This is a genomic window from Sphingomonas sp. CFBP 13603, assembly GCF_014892665.1.
Classification (GTDB): domain Bacteria; phylum Pseudomonadota; class Alphaproteobacteria; order Sphingomonadales; family Sphingomonadaceae; genus Sphingomonas.
Map to the genome: position 1 here is coordinate 81,714 of NZ_JADBIA010000009.1, position 18,073 is coordinate 99,786.

13 protein-coding genes are annotated in these 18,073 nt (G+C 67.1%); 7 read left to right on the top strand and 6 right to left on the bottom strand.

Annotated features, from left to right (window positions below; genetic code table 11):
• The first annotated feature begins 36 nt into the window (after positions 1 to 36).
• Positions 37 to 528 (top strand): hypothetical protein, encoded by a 492-nt coding sequence (locus tag IFR23_RS14240; protein ID WP_107963082.1) that lies wholly within the window; start codon positions 37 to 39, stop codon positions 526 to 528.
• Positions 529 to 571: 43 nt separating this feature from the next.
• On the opposite strand, the gene IFR23_RS14245 is transcribed toward IFR23_RS14240, so the two are convergent.
• The 4 genes from IFR23_RS14245 to IFR23_RS14260 all read right to left on the bottom strand — a co-directional run bounded on the left by IFR23_RS14245 (position 572) and on the right by IFR23_RS14260 (position 5,882).
• Positions 572 to 2,986, bottom strand: coding sequence for a TonB-dependent receptor (locus IFR23_RS14245; RefSeq protein WP_192976542.1), 2,415 nt, complete (start codon positions 2,984 to 2,986; stop codon positions 572 to 574).
• Between the two features lie 2 nt (positions 2,987 to 2,988).
• Positions 2,989 to 3,921: a FecR family protein gene (locus IFR23_RS14250; RefSeq protein ID WP_192976482.1), complete on the bottom strand. Its 933-nt coding sequence runs from the start codon at positions 3,919 to 3,921 to the stop codon at positions 2,989 to 2,991.
• 36 nt (positions 3,922 to 3,957) lie between these two features.
• Positions 3,958 to 4,470 (bottom strand): RNA polymerase sigma factor, encoded by a 513-nt coding sequence (locus IFR23_RS14255; protein ID WP_192976483.1) that lies wholly within the window; start codon positions 4,468 to 4,470, stop codon positions 3,958 to 3,960.
• Between the two features lie 104 nt (positions 4,471 to 4,574).
• The gene (locus tag IFR23_RS14260; protein WP_244655694.1) at positions 4,575 to 5,882 is read right to left on the bottom strand and encodes a S1 family peptidase; all 1,308 of its coding nucleotides are present in this window, start codon (positions 5,880 to 5,882) and stop codon (positions 4,575 to 4,577) included.
• A gap of 147 nt (positions 5,883 to 6,029) precedes the next feature.
• Between IFR23_RS14260 and IFR23_RS14265 the strand changes: the two genes are divergently transcribed.
• Positions 6,030 to 8,063 (top strand): S9 family peptidase, encoded by a 2,034-nt coding sequence (locus IFR23_RS14265; RefSeq protein WP_192976484.1) that lies wholly within the window; start codon positions 6,030 to 6,032, stop codon positions 8,061 to 8,063.
• Between the two features lie 270 nt (positions 8,064 to 8,333).
• Here IFR23_RS14265 and IFR23_RS14270 read toward each other — a convergent pair whose 3' ends face one another.
• Complete coding sequence (locus IFR23_RS14270; protein WP_192976485.1) at positions 8,334 to 9,269, bottom strand: DUF808 domain-containing protein; 936 nt, start codon at positions 9,267 to 9,269, stop codon at positions 8,334 to 8,336.
• A 133-nt stretch (positions 9,270 to 9,402) separates the two neighbouring features.
• Here IFR23_RS14270 and IFR23_RS14275 point away from each other — a divergent pair, with 133 nt between their 5' ends.
• From IFR23_RS14275 to IFR23_RS14295, 5 genes are all read left to right on the top strand, one after another.
• Positions 9,403 to 10,425, top strand: coding sequence for an adenosine deaminase (locus IFR23_RS14275; protein ID WP_192976486.1), 1,023 nt, complete (start codon positions 9,403 to 9,405; stop codon positions 10,423 to 10,425).
• A complete protein-coding gene (locus tag IFR23_RS14280) occupies positions 10,425 to 11,402 on the top strand; it encodes a bile acid:sodium symporter family protein (protein WP_446740914.1) in 978 nt (325 codons plus the stop codon). The genes IFR23_RS14275 and IFR23_RS14280 overlap by 1 nt, the downstream gene beginning before the upstream one ends.
• Positions 11,403 to 11,481: 79 nt before the next feature.
• Complete coding sequence (locus tag IFR23_RS14285; protein ID WP_192976487.1) at positions 11,482 to 13,650, top strand: histidine kinase dimerization/phosphoacceptor domain -containing protein; 2,169 nt, start codon at positions 11,482 to 11,484, stop codon at positions 13,648 to 13,650.
• The gene (locus IFR23_RS14290; RefSeq protein ID WP_192976488.1) at positions 13,647 to 14,975 is read left to right on the top strand and encodes an amidohydrolase family protein; all 1,329 of its coding nucleotides are present in this window, start codon (positions 13,647 to 13,649) and stop codon (positions 14,973 to 14,975) included. The genes IFR23_RS14285 and IFR23_RS14290 overlap by 4 nt, the downstream gene beginning before the upstream one ends.
• Before the next feature lie 105 nt (positions 14,976 to 15,080).
• Positions 15,081 to 16,211 carry an alpha/beta hydrolase gene (locus IFR23_RS14295; RefSeq protein ID WP_244655695.1) on the top strand — a complete coding sequence of 377 codons (1,131 nt, stop codon included), beginning with the start codon at positions 15,081 to 15,083 and terminating at the stop codon, positions 16,209 to 16,211.
• A 51-nt stretch (positions 16,212 to 16,262) separates the two neighbouring features.
• On the opposite strand, the gene IFR23_RS14300 is transcribed toward IFR23_RS14295, so the two are convergent.
• Complete coding sequence (locus IFR23_RS14300) at positions 16,263 to 17,831, bottom strand: peptide chain release factor 3 (RefSeq protein ID WP_056054389.1); 1,569 nt, start codon at positions 17,829 to 17,831, stop codon at positions 16,263 to 16,265.
• Between the last annotated feature and the right edge of the window lie 242 nt (positions 17,832 to 18,073).

Genomic DNA, 18,073 nt, shown 5'->3' on the forward strand with positions numbered 1-18,073 from the left:
GCGTTGTGCGGCGGATATCTTCAGGGAAATGCCAGCATGATCACCACCATCGCCGAACTCGACCGCATCCGCGACGACAGCAAGCGCCTCGTCACGACGCGCTCGGTGATGTCGGCGGGCGCGGCGGTCGTGCCGATCCCCGGCGCGGACATCGTCGCGGATATCGGCCTGCTCACCAAGCTGCTGCCCGAGATCAGCAAGCGCTTCGGGCTCGATCACGAGCAGGTGAAGACGATGGAGCCGCAACTCGCGCAGCAGGCGCTCGTGATGGCGTCGAGTCTGGGCAACACGATGATCGGCCGGATGGTGACCAAACGCATCGTCGCCGCCCTCCTCCGCCGCGTCGGCGCCCGGGTAGCGGTAGGATCGATGGCAAAGTTCATCCCGTTCGCCGGCTCGGCCGTGGCGGCAACGATCAGCTTCGGTGCCATGAAACTTGTCGGTAATTCACACGTGGACGACTGCTACAAAACCGCCCTCGCGTTGCTGCCGGCCGATCAGCGAGCACTGGTGAACGCGAAGGGGTGAACCAGCGCCTTTCTGGCTCCCCTCCTTGAAATGGAGGGGAAAGTTAGAAGGCGGCGTCCAGGCCGATGCGGATCGTCCGCGGACGTTGCGGCGTAATCTGCCCGCTCCCAACCTGGAACGGCGTCCCCAGCGCGAACCGGTTTCCGACGCTGTCGGTCAAGTTCGTCATGCCGATCGTCACGCCCAACGACGGCCGCCCGATCCGTGCAGTAAGCGCCGTATCGAGATAATCGCCCTGCTCTTCGCCCAGCACCGGGCCGACACCCAACCGGGACCGCCCGACATAGCGTGCCCAGCCATACACCCGCAGTTCCAGATCCCGCCCGATATCACGCCGGTAATCCGCGCCCAGCCGCCCGGCATAGCGTGCGATGTTGGGCACCTGGCTCATCCGCGCAAGCGCCACCAACAGCGCCGCGCTCGGTTCGGTCACGCGGCTGTCATTATAGGTGAAGCCCGCGTCGAGGGTCAGCCCGGCGACCGGCTTCCATCCGCCCGCCGCGCTGAACGTCCAGATCCGTCCGTCGCCGATGTTGGCGGTACTCGGCAGGCCGGTGGCGTCGATGAAGTCCGCCTGGATATCCTGCCAGATCGTGTGCGAGACGCTCGCCGTCAGGTACGCGCGATCGACACCGGCGAGCCCGAAGCGCATGCCGGTCTCCAGCGTCCGCACGCGATCATTCTCGAACCGCCGGACGAAATCGCTCTCGATCGCCAGCCCGCCGGGCCGAAACCCCTGCTGGTAGCGGCCGTAAAGCGACACCTTCGGCAACACCGCCGCGATCAGCGAGGCGGACGGCAGCACGCTCGTCTCGATCCGGTCCGCCGTCACGCGCGCACGGGCGAGCGCAACCGTCTCCAGTCGCGCCGGTGCGATATCCTCGCCGGTCCCCGCGAGCGACGCCCGCGTGACCCGCGCGCCGGCGGTGGCGGTCAATCCGCGCACCAACTGCACGCTGCCCTCGCCGTACAGCGTTGCCTCGTCGATGCTGTTGGTCACGCCCGTCACCGGCGCGGGTGCCTCGACCGGGCCGAGCGAGCGCGACAACCGCGTGCGATTATGCGTGTAACTGCCGCCGACTACCCAGCCGAACCCGTTTAGCATGGGCCGCCACACCCGTGTCTCGTTCGCGATCATGTCGGTCGCATTGCGCTGCGCGAACACGCGCGGGCTGCCCGCGGCTGCGATCAGGGGGCTGCTGAATGCGGGCCAGTTGCTGCTTGGTAGCGCCGGATCGGCGGCTGGCAAGGTCGCGTCGTACCGTTCGGTCAGCGTCTGGCTGACGATCGCTGTCGAGGACTTGACCTTCAGCCCGCCGATCGTGCCCGACACGACGACCTGCCCCATCGTGTAGTCCGCCGAGAAGCCCTGCACGATGGCGCTCGACCGCGTCAGCGGCGGCGCGTCGCGGTCCGCGTACTGGCTGTCGTCGCCCTTGGTCCATTGCCCGATCCCGCCGAGATCGACCGTCCAGCCATTCCCCGCATCGAGCCGCAGTGCACCCCGCCCGCCACCGATCCGCGTCCGGTTGACGTCGCGGCGGTCGAGCACCGGATTGTCGATATACCCGCCCTCGCTCACGCCGTAGCCGACGACGCGCAGCGCGACCCGCTCGCCGAGCGGCACGTTCAGCGTCGCGCCGAGATCAGCCCCCGGATCGCCATGCCACGTCGCGGAGAGACCGCCCGCGATCGACGCCGACACCGCGCCCAGTTCCGGCGCGTTCGGCACGGTGCGGATGATCCCGCCGAGCGACCCTGCCCCGTACAATGTGCCCTGCGGCCCTTCGAGCACCTCGACCGAGGCGATATCGTAGAGCCGCAGGTCGGGATCGGGCGCATTGTAGCTCAGCCGCAAGTCGCCGAAATACTGGCCGACGGTGGTCTGGGTCGGTCCGGTGAAGCTGGAATCGGCGATGCCGCGGATGAACAGCTTGTTGCGGCCTGCGCCGAGATGCGTCGACGATACGCTGGCCAGCCGCGCGAGGATCGCCTCGGTCCCGCCCGCACCGCCGAGCGCAAGGTCGAAACCATCGAGCAACGCAACCTGCCCTGCGAAATCGCGCAGCCGCACGTCGCGCTTGCTGCCGGTGACGACAATGTCCGCGCCCTGTACTGCGGGTGGTACGGCGATCGGAACGACCTTCGGACGCTTCACTGGAATGACGCGCGGTGCGCGAGCGGTCAGCCGCCACCCGACCGCGCCCGCTGCGACGACGTCCGCATTCGCCGCAGTCGCCAGCCGGTCGAGTGCCTCGCGCGCACTCATCCGCCCACGCACTGCCGGCACGCGCCGCGCCCAAAGCCCTGGATCGCCGACGACGATACTCGTCCCCGATTGCCGCCCGAGCGCCAGCACCGCGTCCCCAAGACGCCCCGCCGGCAAGTCGACCGCCCCCTGCCCCGCCTGCGCAGGAGCGGCGACGGCGAGTGCCGCAACGACCAGACATCCGCGCATCCTCACGAGCGGGAGGACATCACCCAGTGACCGCCACGCTTGCGGATCGCGACACCCAGCAACGGCGCGGCGAGCCGGGGATCGCCCGACAGCTTGGCCGTCGCGATGCTGCCGCTGAACGCGCGCTTGGCGACGCCCGGATCGGCGCGCAGGTCGACGCCGAGTGCGCGCGACAGGTCGTCCGCGACCTCCGCCAGCGTCGCGCCCTCATACGCCAGCACGCTGTGGCGCCACGATCCGACGCTGGCGACATCGACCGCGGTCACGGTCGCCTTGCCGTCGCGCACCACCAGCCCCTGCCCCTTCACGAGCCGGATGCCGTCGCGTCCTGGGTTATAGTCGACTGCGCCTTCCGACACTGCGACACGCGTTTCGCCGCGCGCGCGCTTCACGTCGAACGCGGTGCCGACATCGATCAGCTGCGCGCCCCCGACGCTCACCTCGAACGGATCGTTGTCGTCGTGCCGAACGACGAACATCGCCTCGCCGTGATCGAGCGTCGCGACCCGCGGGTCGTTGTGGTCGAGCATCAGGCGCGTCGCACCACCCATCGCAATGCTGCTACCGTCGGCGAGCTGAACCGTCCGCATCGCCCCCGCCGCCGTCTCGACCGCATAAGGATGCGCGCGCGTTTCGATCGACTCATACCCGACGAACAGCGCGAGCGACGCGGCGATCGCTCCACCGGTCCAGACTGGCCAGCGCCTCCGCGGAGGCTGCATCGCGATCGGCGCAGCCTGCACAGGCGGCACCGTCGCCGCCATTTCCTCGATATCCATCGCCGTCGCATGATACGCCGCAGCATGGCGCGGGTCCGCCTCCAGCCAGGCGTGAAACGCCGGCCAGTCGTCGAACGCATCGCTGCCGGTCCGGACCACCCAGTCCAGCGCCGTATCGTTCAGCGCGCGTGCTTCGATGTCATCATGCTCCGCCATCATGGCCTCCTATAGCCGAAGACGGAGACGATCGTATCAGGCCTCATCATAACGTCGCTTTGCATCGATCATCGCGCGATACGCCTTCCGCAGATCGCCCTCGACCGTGCTGAGACTTACCCCGAACTCGGCAGCGACCACGCGCTGCTCGACGCCGTCGATCCGGTGCCGTCGGAAGATTCGCGCCGCCCGGTCGCCGACCGACTGCAACGACGACTCCGCCAGGGCCGCCTGCTCGCGTGCGATCACGACGCGTTCGGCGGAGGGCTCCTCGGAACGGTCGAGTGATGGTCCCCCCGTTGCCTCGGTCCATTCGCGATCGCGCTTCTCCGCCTGCCGCACCGCGCGGTGTCGATCGAGCATCTGGTTGTTCGCCATCCGGTAGAGGTACGACAGCGGCGACGCGATCGGGCCGGTGGGGGCGGTCTGGATCCTCACCCATAGTTCTTGCACAAGATCCTCCGCATCGCTCGCGCCGAGCGAGCGGATAAACCGCAGCAGCGTATCGCGATTAGCCAGGAAAACGGCCTCAAGGCCCGAGGAGTCCATGTCATGCCCGTGTCGATAGGCCGCCGATCGGCGCTCGGCGGCACCGTGTTCCCGGCGGGACGTACAGCGCTTGGCGGGGAGACACAATCGACCCGCCTCGCCACCTATCGATGCAGCAGCGTCCAGCCCTGCGGCAGATAGTCGGTCGACATGTAATAATAGAACAGGCACGTCCCGTCGCGGCGATAGGTGCCGCCCTTGACGAGGCCCAGCGCGGTGCTGCCCTCGAACACCGGCGCGCCGCTGTCGCCGGCCTTGCACGTCGGCCCCTCGACCGCGACCCAGGTCGGCAGGCACGCACCGCCGCACAGATCGCCCGCCGGCGCGAAATCGACCATCGCGATCACCGCACAGCTATAGCCGGTACGCTCGCCGCGATGACACACGAAGTCGCCCGCCCGCGTGCTCGTCCGGTAGCGCCACGTGGCGACGGGCCGCGCGAGCGTCTTGGCAGTGTCGGCGTAGAACAGCGGTGCGTAGCCGACGTCAGGCGCGGTCGCGACGTTGACCTGTACGTCCTGATACCCCCAGCCCCATTGCCCGACGAACGCCAGCGGCCATTCCTCGCGGCCGCCGTCCGAAGGGCGCTTGCCGACATAGGAGAGCGTGTCCGGGCAATGCGCTGCGGTGACCACGCCGTTGCGCACGCCGTCGGACACGACGAAGCCGGTCGTGCAGGCATAGCGCTTGCCATCGACCGTCCCGACGACGCGCCCGCCGCCCTCGATCGCGCTGCCGTCGACCGGGGCGGGTATGAGCGTGGGGACCGGAACGACCTGGTCCTGCGCCATGTCGACTGGCGGCCGATCGACGATATCGATCCGCACCGGCACGCCCGTCATCGCTGCGATCCGCGCGCGCAATTCGCCGTTCCGGTCGAGATCGGCGTCCGCACTGGCGGTCATCACGACGAGCTCGCCGGCCCTCTGGTCCACGCCCAGTCCTGGCGGGTGCGGGAGGGAATCGCGGATCTTCGCCTGATAGCGGGTGATCGCTTCGAGCACGGCCTCGCGCGTCGCGGCAGCGCCGGTGCGGAAGATGATCGGCACGGTCATGCCGCCCGCCATCACCGACTGCTCCACGACCGGATCGGTGCCGGTCAACAGCACGACGATGCGGTAATTCGGCAGATGTTCGATTGCGATCCCGGCCCAGCGATCCTTGAAGGTTTCACGCAGCGCGTCGGTTGCCGGTACGCTGTCGCCCTGCGCACGCATGCGCCGCAGCGCCTCGTCGAACGGCACGCCAAACCGCTGCGCGTATTCGGCGGCATCCTGCATCAGCGCATCGACCGGCAATTGGACACGCGCCGCTCCGCCTGCGGACGGAGGAACGACCTGCGCCACGGACGCGGTCGCCATGGCAATCACCAGCAGCGCGCTCGCCGTCGCGCGGATCAAGGTCATCAACATACACGGCGATCCTGGAGGCGTTGGGCGATTGTGGCCTGATACCGCCATGATCTGAACGGGCGCTGTCTTGCAAGCGACCTGAAACGTCCAAGGCAAGCAAACCCTGGTGATTGCGCGCGCTCCCGCATGCGTCCTATCAAGCGGCCCATGAAGATCATGCTCTCCGCCAGCCTCGCCGTGCTCGCCTTCGCGAGTGCCCCTGCCGCCGCCCGGCAACTCACCATCGACGACGTGACGATGCTCAGCCGCGTCGGTGCGCCGACCGCGTCGCAGGACGGGCATTGGCTCGTCTGGGCACAGCGCGAGACCGATCTCGCGGCGGACAAGGGGCGCTACGATCTCTGGCGGCTCGACTTGAGCAAGCCGGGCGCGACGCCGGTGAAGCTGCTCGCCGATCCGCAGGTCAACGAGAACGACCCGCAGATCGTCGGCAACACCGTGTATTTCACGTCCGACAAGGGCGGCGAAGATGCGGTCTGGTCGGTGCCCGTCACTGGCGGCACGTCGCGGCGCATCACCAGCTTCAAGGGTGGGTTCAGCGGGTTCAAGGTCGCGCCGACAGGCGATAAGCTGCTCGTCTGGGCGGATCGCAAGCCGGGCGCGCCGAGCCTCGAGCTAGCGATGGTGAAGAAGGATCCTAACGCGGGCGCCGGCCGCACCTACGACCAGCTGTTCGTGCGGCATTGGGATACGTGGGCGGACGGCACGCGCTCTCAGCTGTTCGTCCTGCCGCTGACCGCCGCAGGTGCGACCGGGAACGGCGTTCCATTGGTCGGCGCGTTGGTTGGCGACACACCATCGAAGCCCAATGGCGGCGGTGAGGAAATCTCGTGGAGTCCGGACGGCCGCACCGTCTATTTCGCGCTGCGCGAAGCCGGCCGGATCGAGTCGCTGTCGACCAATCTCGACATCTTCTCGGTGCCCGCGGACGGCTCGGCGGCACCGATCAACCTGACCGCGACGAACAAGGCGACGGACAACCTCCCGACCGTATCGCCCGATGGCCGCACGCTCGCATATTTCGCGATGCGTCGGCCGGGGTTCGAGGCGGATCGTCAGGTGCTGACGCTGCGCGATATCGCCAGCGGCAAGACGGTGTCGCTGACCGAGCGCTGGGACCGGTCGGTCGGCTCGATCGCGTGGGCGCCGGACTCGAAGTCGCTCTACGTGACGGCGGACGACACGCAGGAGACGCCGCTGTTCCGGGTCGATGCGACGAGCGGTGCGGTCACGCGGCTGACACAGGAGGGTCACGTCAGCGCGGTCGCGATCACGCCGCGGGGGCCTGTGGTGGCGATCGACAGCCTCACCGCACCCGCCGATTTCTACCGTGTCGCGGGCACCGGCACACCGCAGCGCCTGACGCAGGTCAACGCGACGAAGCTTGCCGGGATCGACATGCCGACGGTCACGCGGTTCAACTTCAAGGGCGCGAACGCGGACACCGTCTGGGGCTATGCGGTGAAGCCGTACGGCTCCACGGGGAAGGTCCCGGTTGCCTACATGGTCCACGGGGGCCCGCAGGGATCGAGCAACAACAGCTGGTCGTATCGCTGGAACCCCGCGGTGTTCGCGGGCGCAGGCTACGGGCTAGTCGCGGTCGATTTCCATGGGTCGACCGGGTACGGACAGGGCTTCACCGACGCAATCAGCAACAATTGGGGCGGCTGGCCGCTTGAGGATCTGAAGAAGGGGCTGGCTGCCGCGACTGACAAGTTCGCGTGGCTCGATGCGGACAATGCGTGCGCGCTTGGTGCGTCGTACGGCGGCTACATGATGAACTGGATCGAGGGGCAGTGGCCCGATCGCTTCAAGTGCATCGTCCAGCATGACGGCGTGTTCGACGCGCGCGCGATGGCGTACGAGACCGAGGAGCTTTGGTTCGACGAATGGGAGCATGGCGGGAAGGCCTATTACGAGGACCCGCAGGCGTTCGAGAAATGGAACCCGGTCAATTATGTGGCGAAGTGGAAGACGCCGATGCTGGTGATTACCGGCGAGAAGGACTTCCGGATTCCGTACACGCAGGGGCTGGCGACGTTCACCGCGTTGCAGCGGCGTGGGATCCCGTCGCGGTTGCTGGTGAACCCGGGCGAGAACCATTGGGTACTGAAGCCGAAGAACTCGCGGCAATGGTATGGGGAAGTGCTGGGGTGGATGGGGAAGTGGACGGCTAAGTAGGGGCTGCCTCTTTCCCTCCCGATGCCGCCACCCCGGCTAAATGAGCACCACCCCGGCGAAGGCCGGGGCCCAATTGGAAAGGTCGCAGTAACGACGGGCTATCCATCGTTACCTCCGTTCCCCAATTGGGCCCCGGCCTTCGCCGGGGTGGTGTTTGATGGTGGTAGCGCCCCAAGACTGACCGCGACGTGTTTCCCGCGAAGGCGGGGACCCAGACTGGGCTCCCGCCTTCGCGGGAGAACAAGGTTAGAGCGGACAACGCCCTCCCGGTCAGTGCGCTTTCGGCTTCTTCACCGCATGGAGCCCCAGCGCGATCGCCCCGCCCAGGATCAACCCGACGATCCCCGAGAAGAACGCGTTCATCACCCAGTTCACCGCGCCCCTGGCGAACGGCACCGCATGCGAAGCTGCCTCCGCCGTATCGTGGATCCAGTGCGGCAGCGTTGTGAACCCGAACTCCTCGATCCCGTGAACGATGATCTGCCCCCCGACCCAGACCATCGCCGCGGTGCCGATCACCGACAGTGCCGACATCACGATCGGCATGCCCTTCACCAGACCGCGCCCGACCGCCTGCACGACCGCGCTGCTGCGCTGCGCCAGATGCAGCCCGATATCGTCCATCTTCACGATCAGCGCGACCACGCCGTAGACGCCGATGGTGATGACGATCCCGACCAGTGCGAGCACGATCGCCTGCTCCCAGATCGGCTTGGTCGCGACATCCGACAGCGCGATCACCATGATCTCGGCGGACAGGATGAAGTCGGTACGGATCGCGCCCGAGACCTTCTGTGCCTCAAGCGTCGCTGCGTCGACCGGCTCGGCGACGACCTCCTCGGCATGGCCGCCGCCGAACGCCTCGAGGATCTTCTCCGCGCCCTCGAAGCACAGATAGGTGCCGCCGATCATCAGCAGCGGCGTCAGCAGCCACGGCGCGAACGCGCTCAACGCGAGCGCTGCGGGCAGGATGAAGACCAGCTTGTTGCGGAACGATCCCAGCGCGATCTTGCCGATCATCGGCAGTTCGCGCTTCGGCTCAAACCCGACCATGTAGCGCGGCGTGACGGCGGCATCGTCGACCACCACGCCGATCGCCTTGCTGCCCGCCTTGCCGGTGGTCGCGGCGATATCGTCGAGGCTGGCGGCGGCGAGCTTGGTGATCCCGGCAATGTCGTCGAGTAGTGCGACCAATCCTGTCGGCATCGATGGTGTCCTTCGCGTAAGTATCGCCGCTCGGTAACGTGACAGGATTGTCATGCAACGGCTTTCGCACTTGCGGTAGTGCGTGGCGGGCGGAATGGTTGCAGCCGACGCGACCCAAGCGACAGGACGGATCATGACCCCCTTCCCGAACGACGACTTCATCACGAACCTGCCAAAGGCGGAACTCCACCTCCACATCGAAGGTAGTCTCGAGCCCGAGCTCATGTTCGCGCTGGCCGAGCGCAACAAGGTCGCGATCCCGTTCAAGAGCGTCGAGGACGTCCGCGCGGCGTACAGCTTCACCAATCTCCAGACCTTCCTCGACATCTATTACGCCGGCGCTGCGGTGCTCCAGACCGAGGAGGATTTCCGCGATCTGGCGGTCGCCTATTTCGACCGGGTCGCGCAGGACGGCGTGGTCCATGCCGAGATCTTCTTCGATCCGCAGACGCACACGCACCGCGGCATCCCGTTCGATGTCGTCGCGCGCGGGCTGTTCGCGGGGATCGACGAGGCGCAGGCCAAGCACGGCATGTCGGTGGGGCTGATCATGAGCTTCCTGCGCCATCTCGACGAGGAGGACGCGTTCAAGACGTTCGCGCAGGCGGAGCCGTGGCTCGACCAGTTCATCGGCGTCGGGCTCGATTCGTCCGAGGTCGGCCATCCGCCCTCGAAGTTCGCGCGCGTGTTCGCGGCGTCGGCGGATGCCGGGCTGATGCTCTGCGCGCATGCTGGCGAGGAGGGCCCGCCCGCCTATATCCACGAGGCGCTCGATATCCTCCAGGTGGACCGGATCGACCACGGCAATCGCGCGCTGGAGGATTCGGCCTTGGTCGCGCGCCTCGCACGCGATGCGATGACGCTCACCGTGTGCCCGTTGTCGAACGTCGCGCTGCGCAACGTCGACCGGCTAGAGAACCATCCGATCGACCGGATGCTCGATCTCGGCCTGCGCGCGACGATCCATTCGGACGATCCGGCGTATTTCGGTGGCTATATCGGCGAGAATTTCCGCCAGACAGCGTGGGCCAAGAACTTGTCTCGCGAGCAGGTCGTGACGCTCGCGCGCAACAGCTTCCTCGGCAGTTTCCTGGATGACGACGCGCTCAGCGGCTATCTCGCGACGCTCGACGCCTATGTGAAGGCGCATCCGTGATCGGGCGGTTCCTGGCGGTCTTCGAGCCGTTCATCCTGATGCTGCTCGGCACCGTCGTGCTGGCGAGCATCCTCCCGGCACGCGGCGAGATGGCGACGATCGTCGGCTATGCCGCGGATATCGGCATCGTCCTGCTGTTCTTCCTCCACGGCGCCAAGCTGTCGCGCGATGCGATCTGGGCGGGCCTGCGCAACTGGAAGCTGCATCTGGCGGTACTGGCCATCACCTTCGTCGCGTTCCCGTTGTTCGGGCTGGGGCTGACCGCGTTGCCGTTCGTGACGGGACCGCTCGCTGCTGGGTTGCTGTTCCTGACGCTGCTCCCCTCGACCGTGCAGTCGTCGATCGCCTTCACCGCGATCGCGCGCGGCAATGTCGCGGCGGCGGTGTGCAGCGCGTCGTTCTCGAATCTGCTCGGTATCCTCGTCACGCCGGCGCTGGTCGCGCTGCTGATGAACACTTCGGGCAGTGGTGGCATCTCGATCGAGAGTATCGAGGCGATCGTGCTGCAACTGCTGGTGCCGTTCGTCGCAGGACATCTGTTGCGGCCGTGGATCGGTGCGTGGGTGACGCGCAACAAGGGCCTGCTGACGGTGGTCGATCGCGGTTCGATCCTGCTGGTCGTCTACAGCGCGTTCGGTGCCGCAGTGGTCGAAGGCCTCTGGACCAAATTGTCGATCGGCGACCTGATCCTGATCGGACTGTTGTGCGCCGCGCTGCTCGCCTTCGTGCTTGGGCTGACGTTTGCCGTTGCGCGGCTGATGAAACTCCCCCGCGAGGATGCGATCGTGCTGCAGTTCTGCGGTTCGAAGAAGAGCCTCGCGTCGGGCGTGCCGATGGCGGGCGTGCTGTTCCCGCCCGCGCAGGTCGGCGTGATCCTGCTGCCCGTCATGCTGTTCCACCAGTTGCAGCTGATCGCCTGCGCCGTGATCGCGCGGCGCTATGCCGAGTCCGCACCGCGCGATATTGCTTCAGATTAATATCGTAACCCGCTGCGAGTATTTGCTTTGTTCCGCCGGGGGCTGCATGATCGAGGCTCGATAGGAGAGTTTCGGTTACATGAGCGCGTCGAGCGATACTGCCGGTTCCGCCGATGGCGTGGGGCTGGACCTCAATGCGTGCGACCGCGAGCCGATCCACATTCCCGGTGCGATCCAGCCGCATGGCCTGCTTCTCGTCGCCGATGCGACCAGCTTGACGGTCGTGGCGGGCGCGGGCGATCTCGAGACCCGTCTGACCCTCGACTGGCTCGGCAGCGACCTGTCGGCGCTGTTGGCGCAGGACATCGGTGCGACACTCACGGCCAATGACACGGTCGCCGGCGTCGCGCTTGCCGGACTGCCGGTAGCGGGCCTGACCGAACGGTTCGATATCACCCTCCACCGCACCGCTGAACACGTGCTGGTCGAACTCGAACCCGTCGAAGCGGAGCCGGTCACGGCGGCCGGCATGCTCGGCCGGCTCAACGCGATGGCGATGACGTTCGAGCGCGCGAGCAACCTCCAGGCGCTGTGCGAGCGCGCCGCGACCGCGTTCCGTCAGCTGACCGGTTTCGACCGCGTCATGGTCTATCGCTTCCTCGACGACGAGGCGGGCCGCGTGATGGCCGAGGACAAGGCGACGGGGCTCGGCACCTTCCTCAATCACCATTTCCCCGCGTCGGACATCCCGAAACAGGCGCGCGCGCTGTACGTGCGCAACCGGACGCGGACGATCCCGACGATCGCCTACGCGCCCGCGGTGCTCCGCCCGGCCGGCTTCGAGACGCTCGACCTCAGCGACGTCGCGCTGCGCAGCGTGTCGCCAATCCATCTGCGCTATCTGGCCAACATGGGCGTGGCGGCGTCGGCGTCTATCTCGATCGTCAAGGACGGGCTGCTCTGGGGCCTGATCGCCTGCCATCACGGCTCGCCGCGGGGCCTGACGCCTGACATTCGTGCGGCGTCGGCGACGCTGGCCAGCGGGCTCGCGCGCCAGATCCGCGCGAAGGAAGAGGCGGAGACGTACCGCGAGCGGCTGCGGCTGCGCGCGGCGGAGGATGCGGTCATCCCCAAGCTCGCGACCGAACCGGCCCCGCGCAGCATCGTCGCCGCGTTGCGCGACGATCTCCGGCGGATGCTCGGCGGCGATGGCTTCGCCTATGTCGAGGGGACGATCGTCGACACCGACGGGCCGTGTCCGAGCAAGGACGACATTCTCGATCTCGCAGCATGGGCACGCGCGAGGGGCGTGATCGAGCCGTTCACGACGCATGAACTGTCGGCACTGTTGCCCCGCGCCGAGGTCTACCGTGCGCAGGCAAGCGGTCTGCTCGCTCTGTCGCTGGTCGACGAGGGGGCGGTGCTGCTGTGGTTTCGTGCCGAGCAGATCGAAGAGGTCGAGTGGGCGGGCAATCCTCACAAGGCGGTTTCGCTCGATCCGAACGCGATGCTGACGCCGCGTACCTCGTTCGAATCCTGGACGCAGGCGGTCAGCGGTCGCTCGCGACGCTGGACGCGCGAGGAGATCGAGGCCGCGCACCGGCTGCGCCGGGCGTTCCACGATGCGTACGTCAACCAGCGACTGCGGTTGCTGAACGCCGACCTCCAGCGGACGCTCGCCGACAAGGATGCGCTGATCGCGCAGAAGGACGTCCTGATGAAGGAGGTCAATCACCGCGTGCAGAACAGCCTGCAACTGGTTGCGGCGTTCCTGTCGCTGCAGGCGAAATCGTCCGACGATGCGAAGGTGAAGGCGCATCTGGCCGAGGCGCAGGCGCGGCTCGCAGCGGTCGCGCTGGTTCACCGCCGGCTCTACCGCGACGATCAGGTCGAGTCGGTCGACCTGTCGCGGTATCTGGAGGAACTCGCGGACGACATGAAGACGTCGCTCGGCGAGGACTGGTCGGCACACATCAGCCTGGATCTGGCGCCGGTGCTGGTACCTACCGACCGCGCGGTGAACATCGGGCTGGTGCTCACCGAACTGATCATCAACGCCAGCAAATATGCCTATGCCGGCAAGCCAGGGCCGATCCTGATCGCGCTCGAACAGCATCGTAGCCGGTTGCGGCTGATCGTCGCGGACAAGGGCGTCGGCAAGGCTGCGACAGCGACGGATGGACGGGTCGGATTCGGCAGCCGGATGATGAACGCGGTGGTCGCCGGACTGTCCGGGACGATCGAGCAGGACGACAACATGCCCGGGCTGCGCGTCGTGATGACGGCACCGATCGAGGATGAACGATGATGCGCTATCTGGTTTCGGGCTTGCTGGCCGCCAGCGCCCTCGCGACGCCCGCACTCGCGCAGACCGTGGCGATCACCGGGGTCCGGCTGATCGACGGGCGCGGCGGTGCACCGGTCGAGGATGCGACGATCGTGATTACCGAAGGGCGGATCGTCGCGGCGGGCAAGGTCGCGGTTCCGGCCGGGGCCGAGCGACGCGACTATCACGGGCGCAGCGTGATGCCGGGGCTGATCTCCGACCATAGCCATGTCGGGCAGGTGAGCGGCACCGAAACCGGCGCGAAGAACTACACACGCGCCAACATCGTCGCGCAGCTCGCGCAGTTCCGCCGCTACGGCGTCACCACGGTGACCGCACTGGGCAACAACGCGCCGTCGTTCGCCGCCATCCGTGCCGACGCCCATGCCGGGCGGATCGCGGGCGCAGACCTGTTCGGGGTGATGCAGGGCATCGGTGTTCCCAACGGCGCACCGCCCCAGGCGATGCTCAAGGTCGGCCCCGACCAGCTCTTCCGTCCGTCGACGGCGGACGAGGCACGCAAGGCGGTGGCGATGATGGCCGCCGAGAAGACCGACCTGGTAAAGCTGTGGCTCGACGATTTCGGCGGCAGCGTACCGGCGAAGATGAGCCCGGCGATCTACGACGCCGTGATCGCCGAGGCACATGCGCGCGGGCTTCGCGTCGCCGCGCATATCCACGATCTGGCGGATGCCGAGGCGATCGTCGCGGCAGGTGCGGACATCATCGCGCACGGCGTTCGCGACAAGCCTGTGCCGCCAAGCTTCGTTGCGACGCTGAAGGCGAAGGCGGTCTGGTACATCGCCACGCTTCAGCTCGACGAAGCGACGTTCGCCTGGGCCGATCGCGCGCCGTGGACGCTGACCCCGTTCGCACGCGCGGCGCTGTCACCGGCGCTTGCCCGGCAGATCGACGATCCGGCATGGCGCGCCAAGATCCTGGCAGATCCAAAGACCGCCGACGCACGCATGTCGCTGGCGATGAACCTGCGCAACCTGAAGACGCTCTACGATGCCGGCGTGAAGATCGGTTTCGGCACCGACAGTGGCGCAAGTGCGGTTCGCGTTCCCGGCATCGCCGAACACCGCGAACTCGCGCTTATGGTGCAGGCCGGACTGACCCCGGTACATGCGTTGCAGGTGGCCACCGCGAACGCTGCGGGCCTGCTGGCGTTGCGCGACCGCGGCATCATCGCGCCGGGACTGCGCGCGGACCTGCTCGTGCTCGACGGCAATCCGGCGCGATCGATCGACGATGCCGACAAGGTCGTCGAGACCTGGGTAGCTGGACGGCCGGCCGCCTTCTGAAATACGTTTGATATGCATGGGTTACGGTCAGATCACCGGAACGAAGTCGGTATGATTGAGGTTTAAGCCGGCGAGTGGGGGCACTCGAACAGGATATTCCATCATATGACCAATCGTTCGTCGCGCGCCATGACGGCGCTTGCCGCTGCAGCGCTGATCACGACTTCCGGGCTTGCGCTGACGAGCCACGCGGTCGCGCAGTCGGCACGATCGGTCGATGCCGCTCCCCCGCCCCCACCGCCCGTGGCCGCGACGAAGCCGGCCAAGGCCGCGCCGGACATGCAGGTCGTGCTCGACCAGCTGGCGGCGCTTGGTGGCAAGCCGATCGAGACGCTGACGCCCGCCGTCGCGCGTACCCAGCCGTCCGCAGCCGACGCCGTCAAGGCGGTGATGGTCAAGCACGGCCTGTCGGCGACGCCCGACTCCACAGTGATGACGCGGGACGTTCCTTATGGCAGCGATGCCAACCAGTTCGCGCGGATCTACAAGCCTGCGTCGCTGGCGAACGCAAGAAACGTCCCGGTGATCGTGTACTATCACGGTGGGGGCTGGGTGATCGCAACTGTCGACACTTATGATGCCGCCCCGCGCCTGCTCGCCAAGCAGCTTGGCGCGATCGTCGTATCGGTCGAATACCGCCACGCACCGGAATTCAAGTTCCCGGCGCAGCATGACGACGCTGCCGCCGCCTATCGCTGGACGCTGCAGAACGCCGCATCCTGGGGCGGCGATCCGCGCAAGATCGCGGTCGCCGGTGAGAGCGCAGGCGGCAATCTGGCCGTCGCGACCGCGATCTATGCACGCGACAATCGCCTGACCCCGCCGTTGCACATCCTATCGGTCTATCCGATCGCCAACAGCAGCATGACGCTGCCCTCGCGGATGGACTCGGCCAACGCGAAGCCGCTCAACGGCGCGATGCTGAAGTGGTTCGGGCACTATTACCAGGCCACGCCAGCCGATGCGCAGGACCCGCGCCTGAACCTCGTCAAGGCGAACCTGCGCGGCCTGCCACCGACGACGATCATCAATGCGCAGATCGATCCGCTGCGCTCCGACGGCGAGACGCTCGCGGCGGCGATGCGTGCGGCCGGCGACAAGGTCGAGCAGCGCACGTTTCCAGGCGTGACGCACGAGTTCTTCGGCATGGGCATGGTCGTACGCGGCGCGCAGGACGCGAACACGCTGGCGATCGCGCGCCTGAAGGCGGCCTTTGCCGCCGCGCCAAAGCGGTAATCACGAAGCATCGGGGCGGCGTTGGCCGCCCCGACATCTTGTCGATCCGGCTTACCGCTCGCGCGTGGCAGCGAAGCGGATCTTGGCGTAGCGCTCGGCGATGTAGTTCACTTCCCAGGCGCTCTTGGCGAGGAAGACGGGGTTGCCGTCGCGGTCCTTGGCCATTGCGCCGCGGTTGATCTCGGCGAAGGTCTTCAGTTCCAGCGGGTCTTCCGCCGTGATCCAGCGCGCGGTCTCGTAGGGGGCGGGTTCGAGCCCGGCCGCGACCTTGTACTCCGCGTCGAGGCGCGAGAGCAGCACTTCGAGCTGAAGCTGTCCCACCACCCCGATGATCCAGTTCGAGCCGATGTCGGGGTAGAACACCTGCGTGACCCCCTCCTCGGCCATGTCGTCCAGGGCTTTGCGCAACTGCTTGGTCTTGGTGAAGTCCTTCAGCACGACGCGGCGCAGGATTTCGGGCGCGAAGTTCGGCAGGCCGGTGAAGCGGATCGTGGCCTTCTCGCTGAGCGTGTCGCCGACCCGCAGCGTGCCGTGGTTGGGGATGCCGATGATGTCGCCGGGGAACGCCTCGTCCGCCAGCTCGCGGTTCTGCGCAAAGAACAGGATCGGCGAATGGACTGCGATCGGCTTGCCGTGGCCGGTTGGCGTCAGCTTCATGCCGCGCTTGAACACGCCCGAGCAGAGCCGCATGAACGCGATGCGGTCACGGTGGTTGGGGTCCATGTTGGCCTGCACCTTGAACACGAAGCCGGTGACTTCGGGCTCGTCCGGCGAGACGGGGGCAGGTTCGGCGGGCTGCGCGCGCGGTGGCGGGGCGTAGTCGGCGAGCGCGGCGATCAGTTCGGCAACACCGAAGTCCTTCAGCGCGGACCCGAAATACACCGGCGTCAAATTGCCCGCGCGATAGGCCTCGGGGTCGAAACTCGAATAGCCTCCCTGTGCGAGTTCGGCCTCGTCGTTCAGGCGGATCATCGCTTCGGGACTGAGGATCTTGGCGAGTTCGGGATCGTCGATGCCGGTGAACGGGATCGCCTTGCCCATGAACTCGCGGCTGTCGCCCTCGGGGCGGCTCAGCGTGTTGGCGTAGAGATCGTAGACGCCCTCGAACTCGCCGCCCATGCCGACCGGCCAGCTCATCGGGCAGACGTCGAGCTGGAGCATCTCGGCCACCTCGTCGAGCAGCGAGAACGGATCGCGGCCCTCGCGGTCGACCTTGTTGACGAAGGTGATGATCGGCACGTTGCGCAGGCGGCAGACCTCGAACAGTTTCCGCGTCTGCGGCTCGATGCCCTTCGCGGCGTCGATCACCATGACCGCCGAGTCGACCGCCGTAAGCGTGCGATAGGTGTCCTCGGAGAAGTCTTCGTGGCCCGGCGTGTCGAGCAGGTTGAAGGTGATCCCCTGCCGCTCGAACGTCATCACCGAGGAGGTGACCGAGATGCCGCGCTGTTGCTCGATCTTCATCCAGTCGGAGCGGGCGCGGCGGGTCTGGCCGCGCGCCTTCACTTCGCCGGCGAGATGGATCGCGCCGCCGAAATAGAGGAGCTTCTCGGTCAGCGTGGTCTTGCCGGCGTCGGGATGCGAGATGATCGCGAAGGTGCGGCGGGGAAATTGGGTCATGGCGTGGGTCCGGTGAGCGCGGGTGGCCGGCTCGGGAAAAGAGGATGCGCGCTCTTGGCAGATGTAGGGCGTGGAGGACAGAGGGGCGTCCCTCAAGGCACTAATTCGGGATCAAGTCTCAAAGTAAAATCCTCCCCCGCCAGGGGGAGGTGGCACCGAAGGTGACGGAGGGGGAGGACACGGAACAGATGTGCCCCCTTCCTCCCCCTCCGTCCGGTAAGCGCCAGACACCTCCCCCTGGC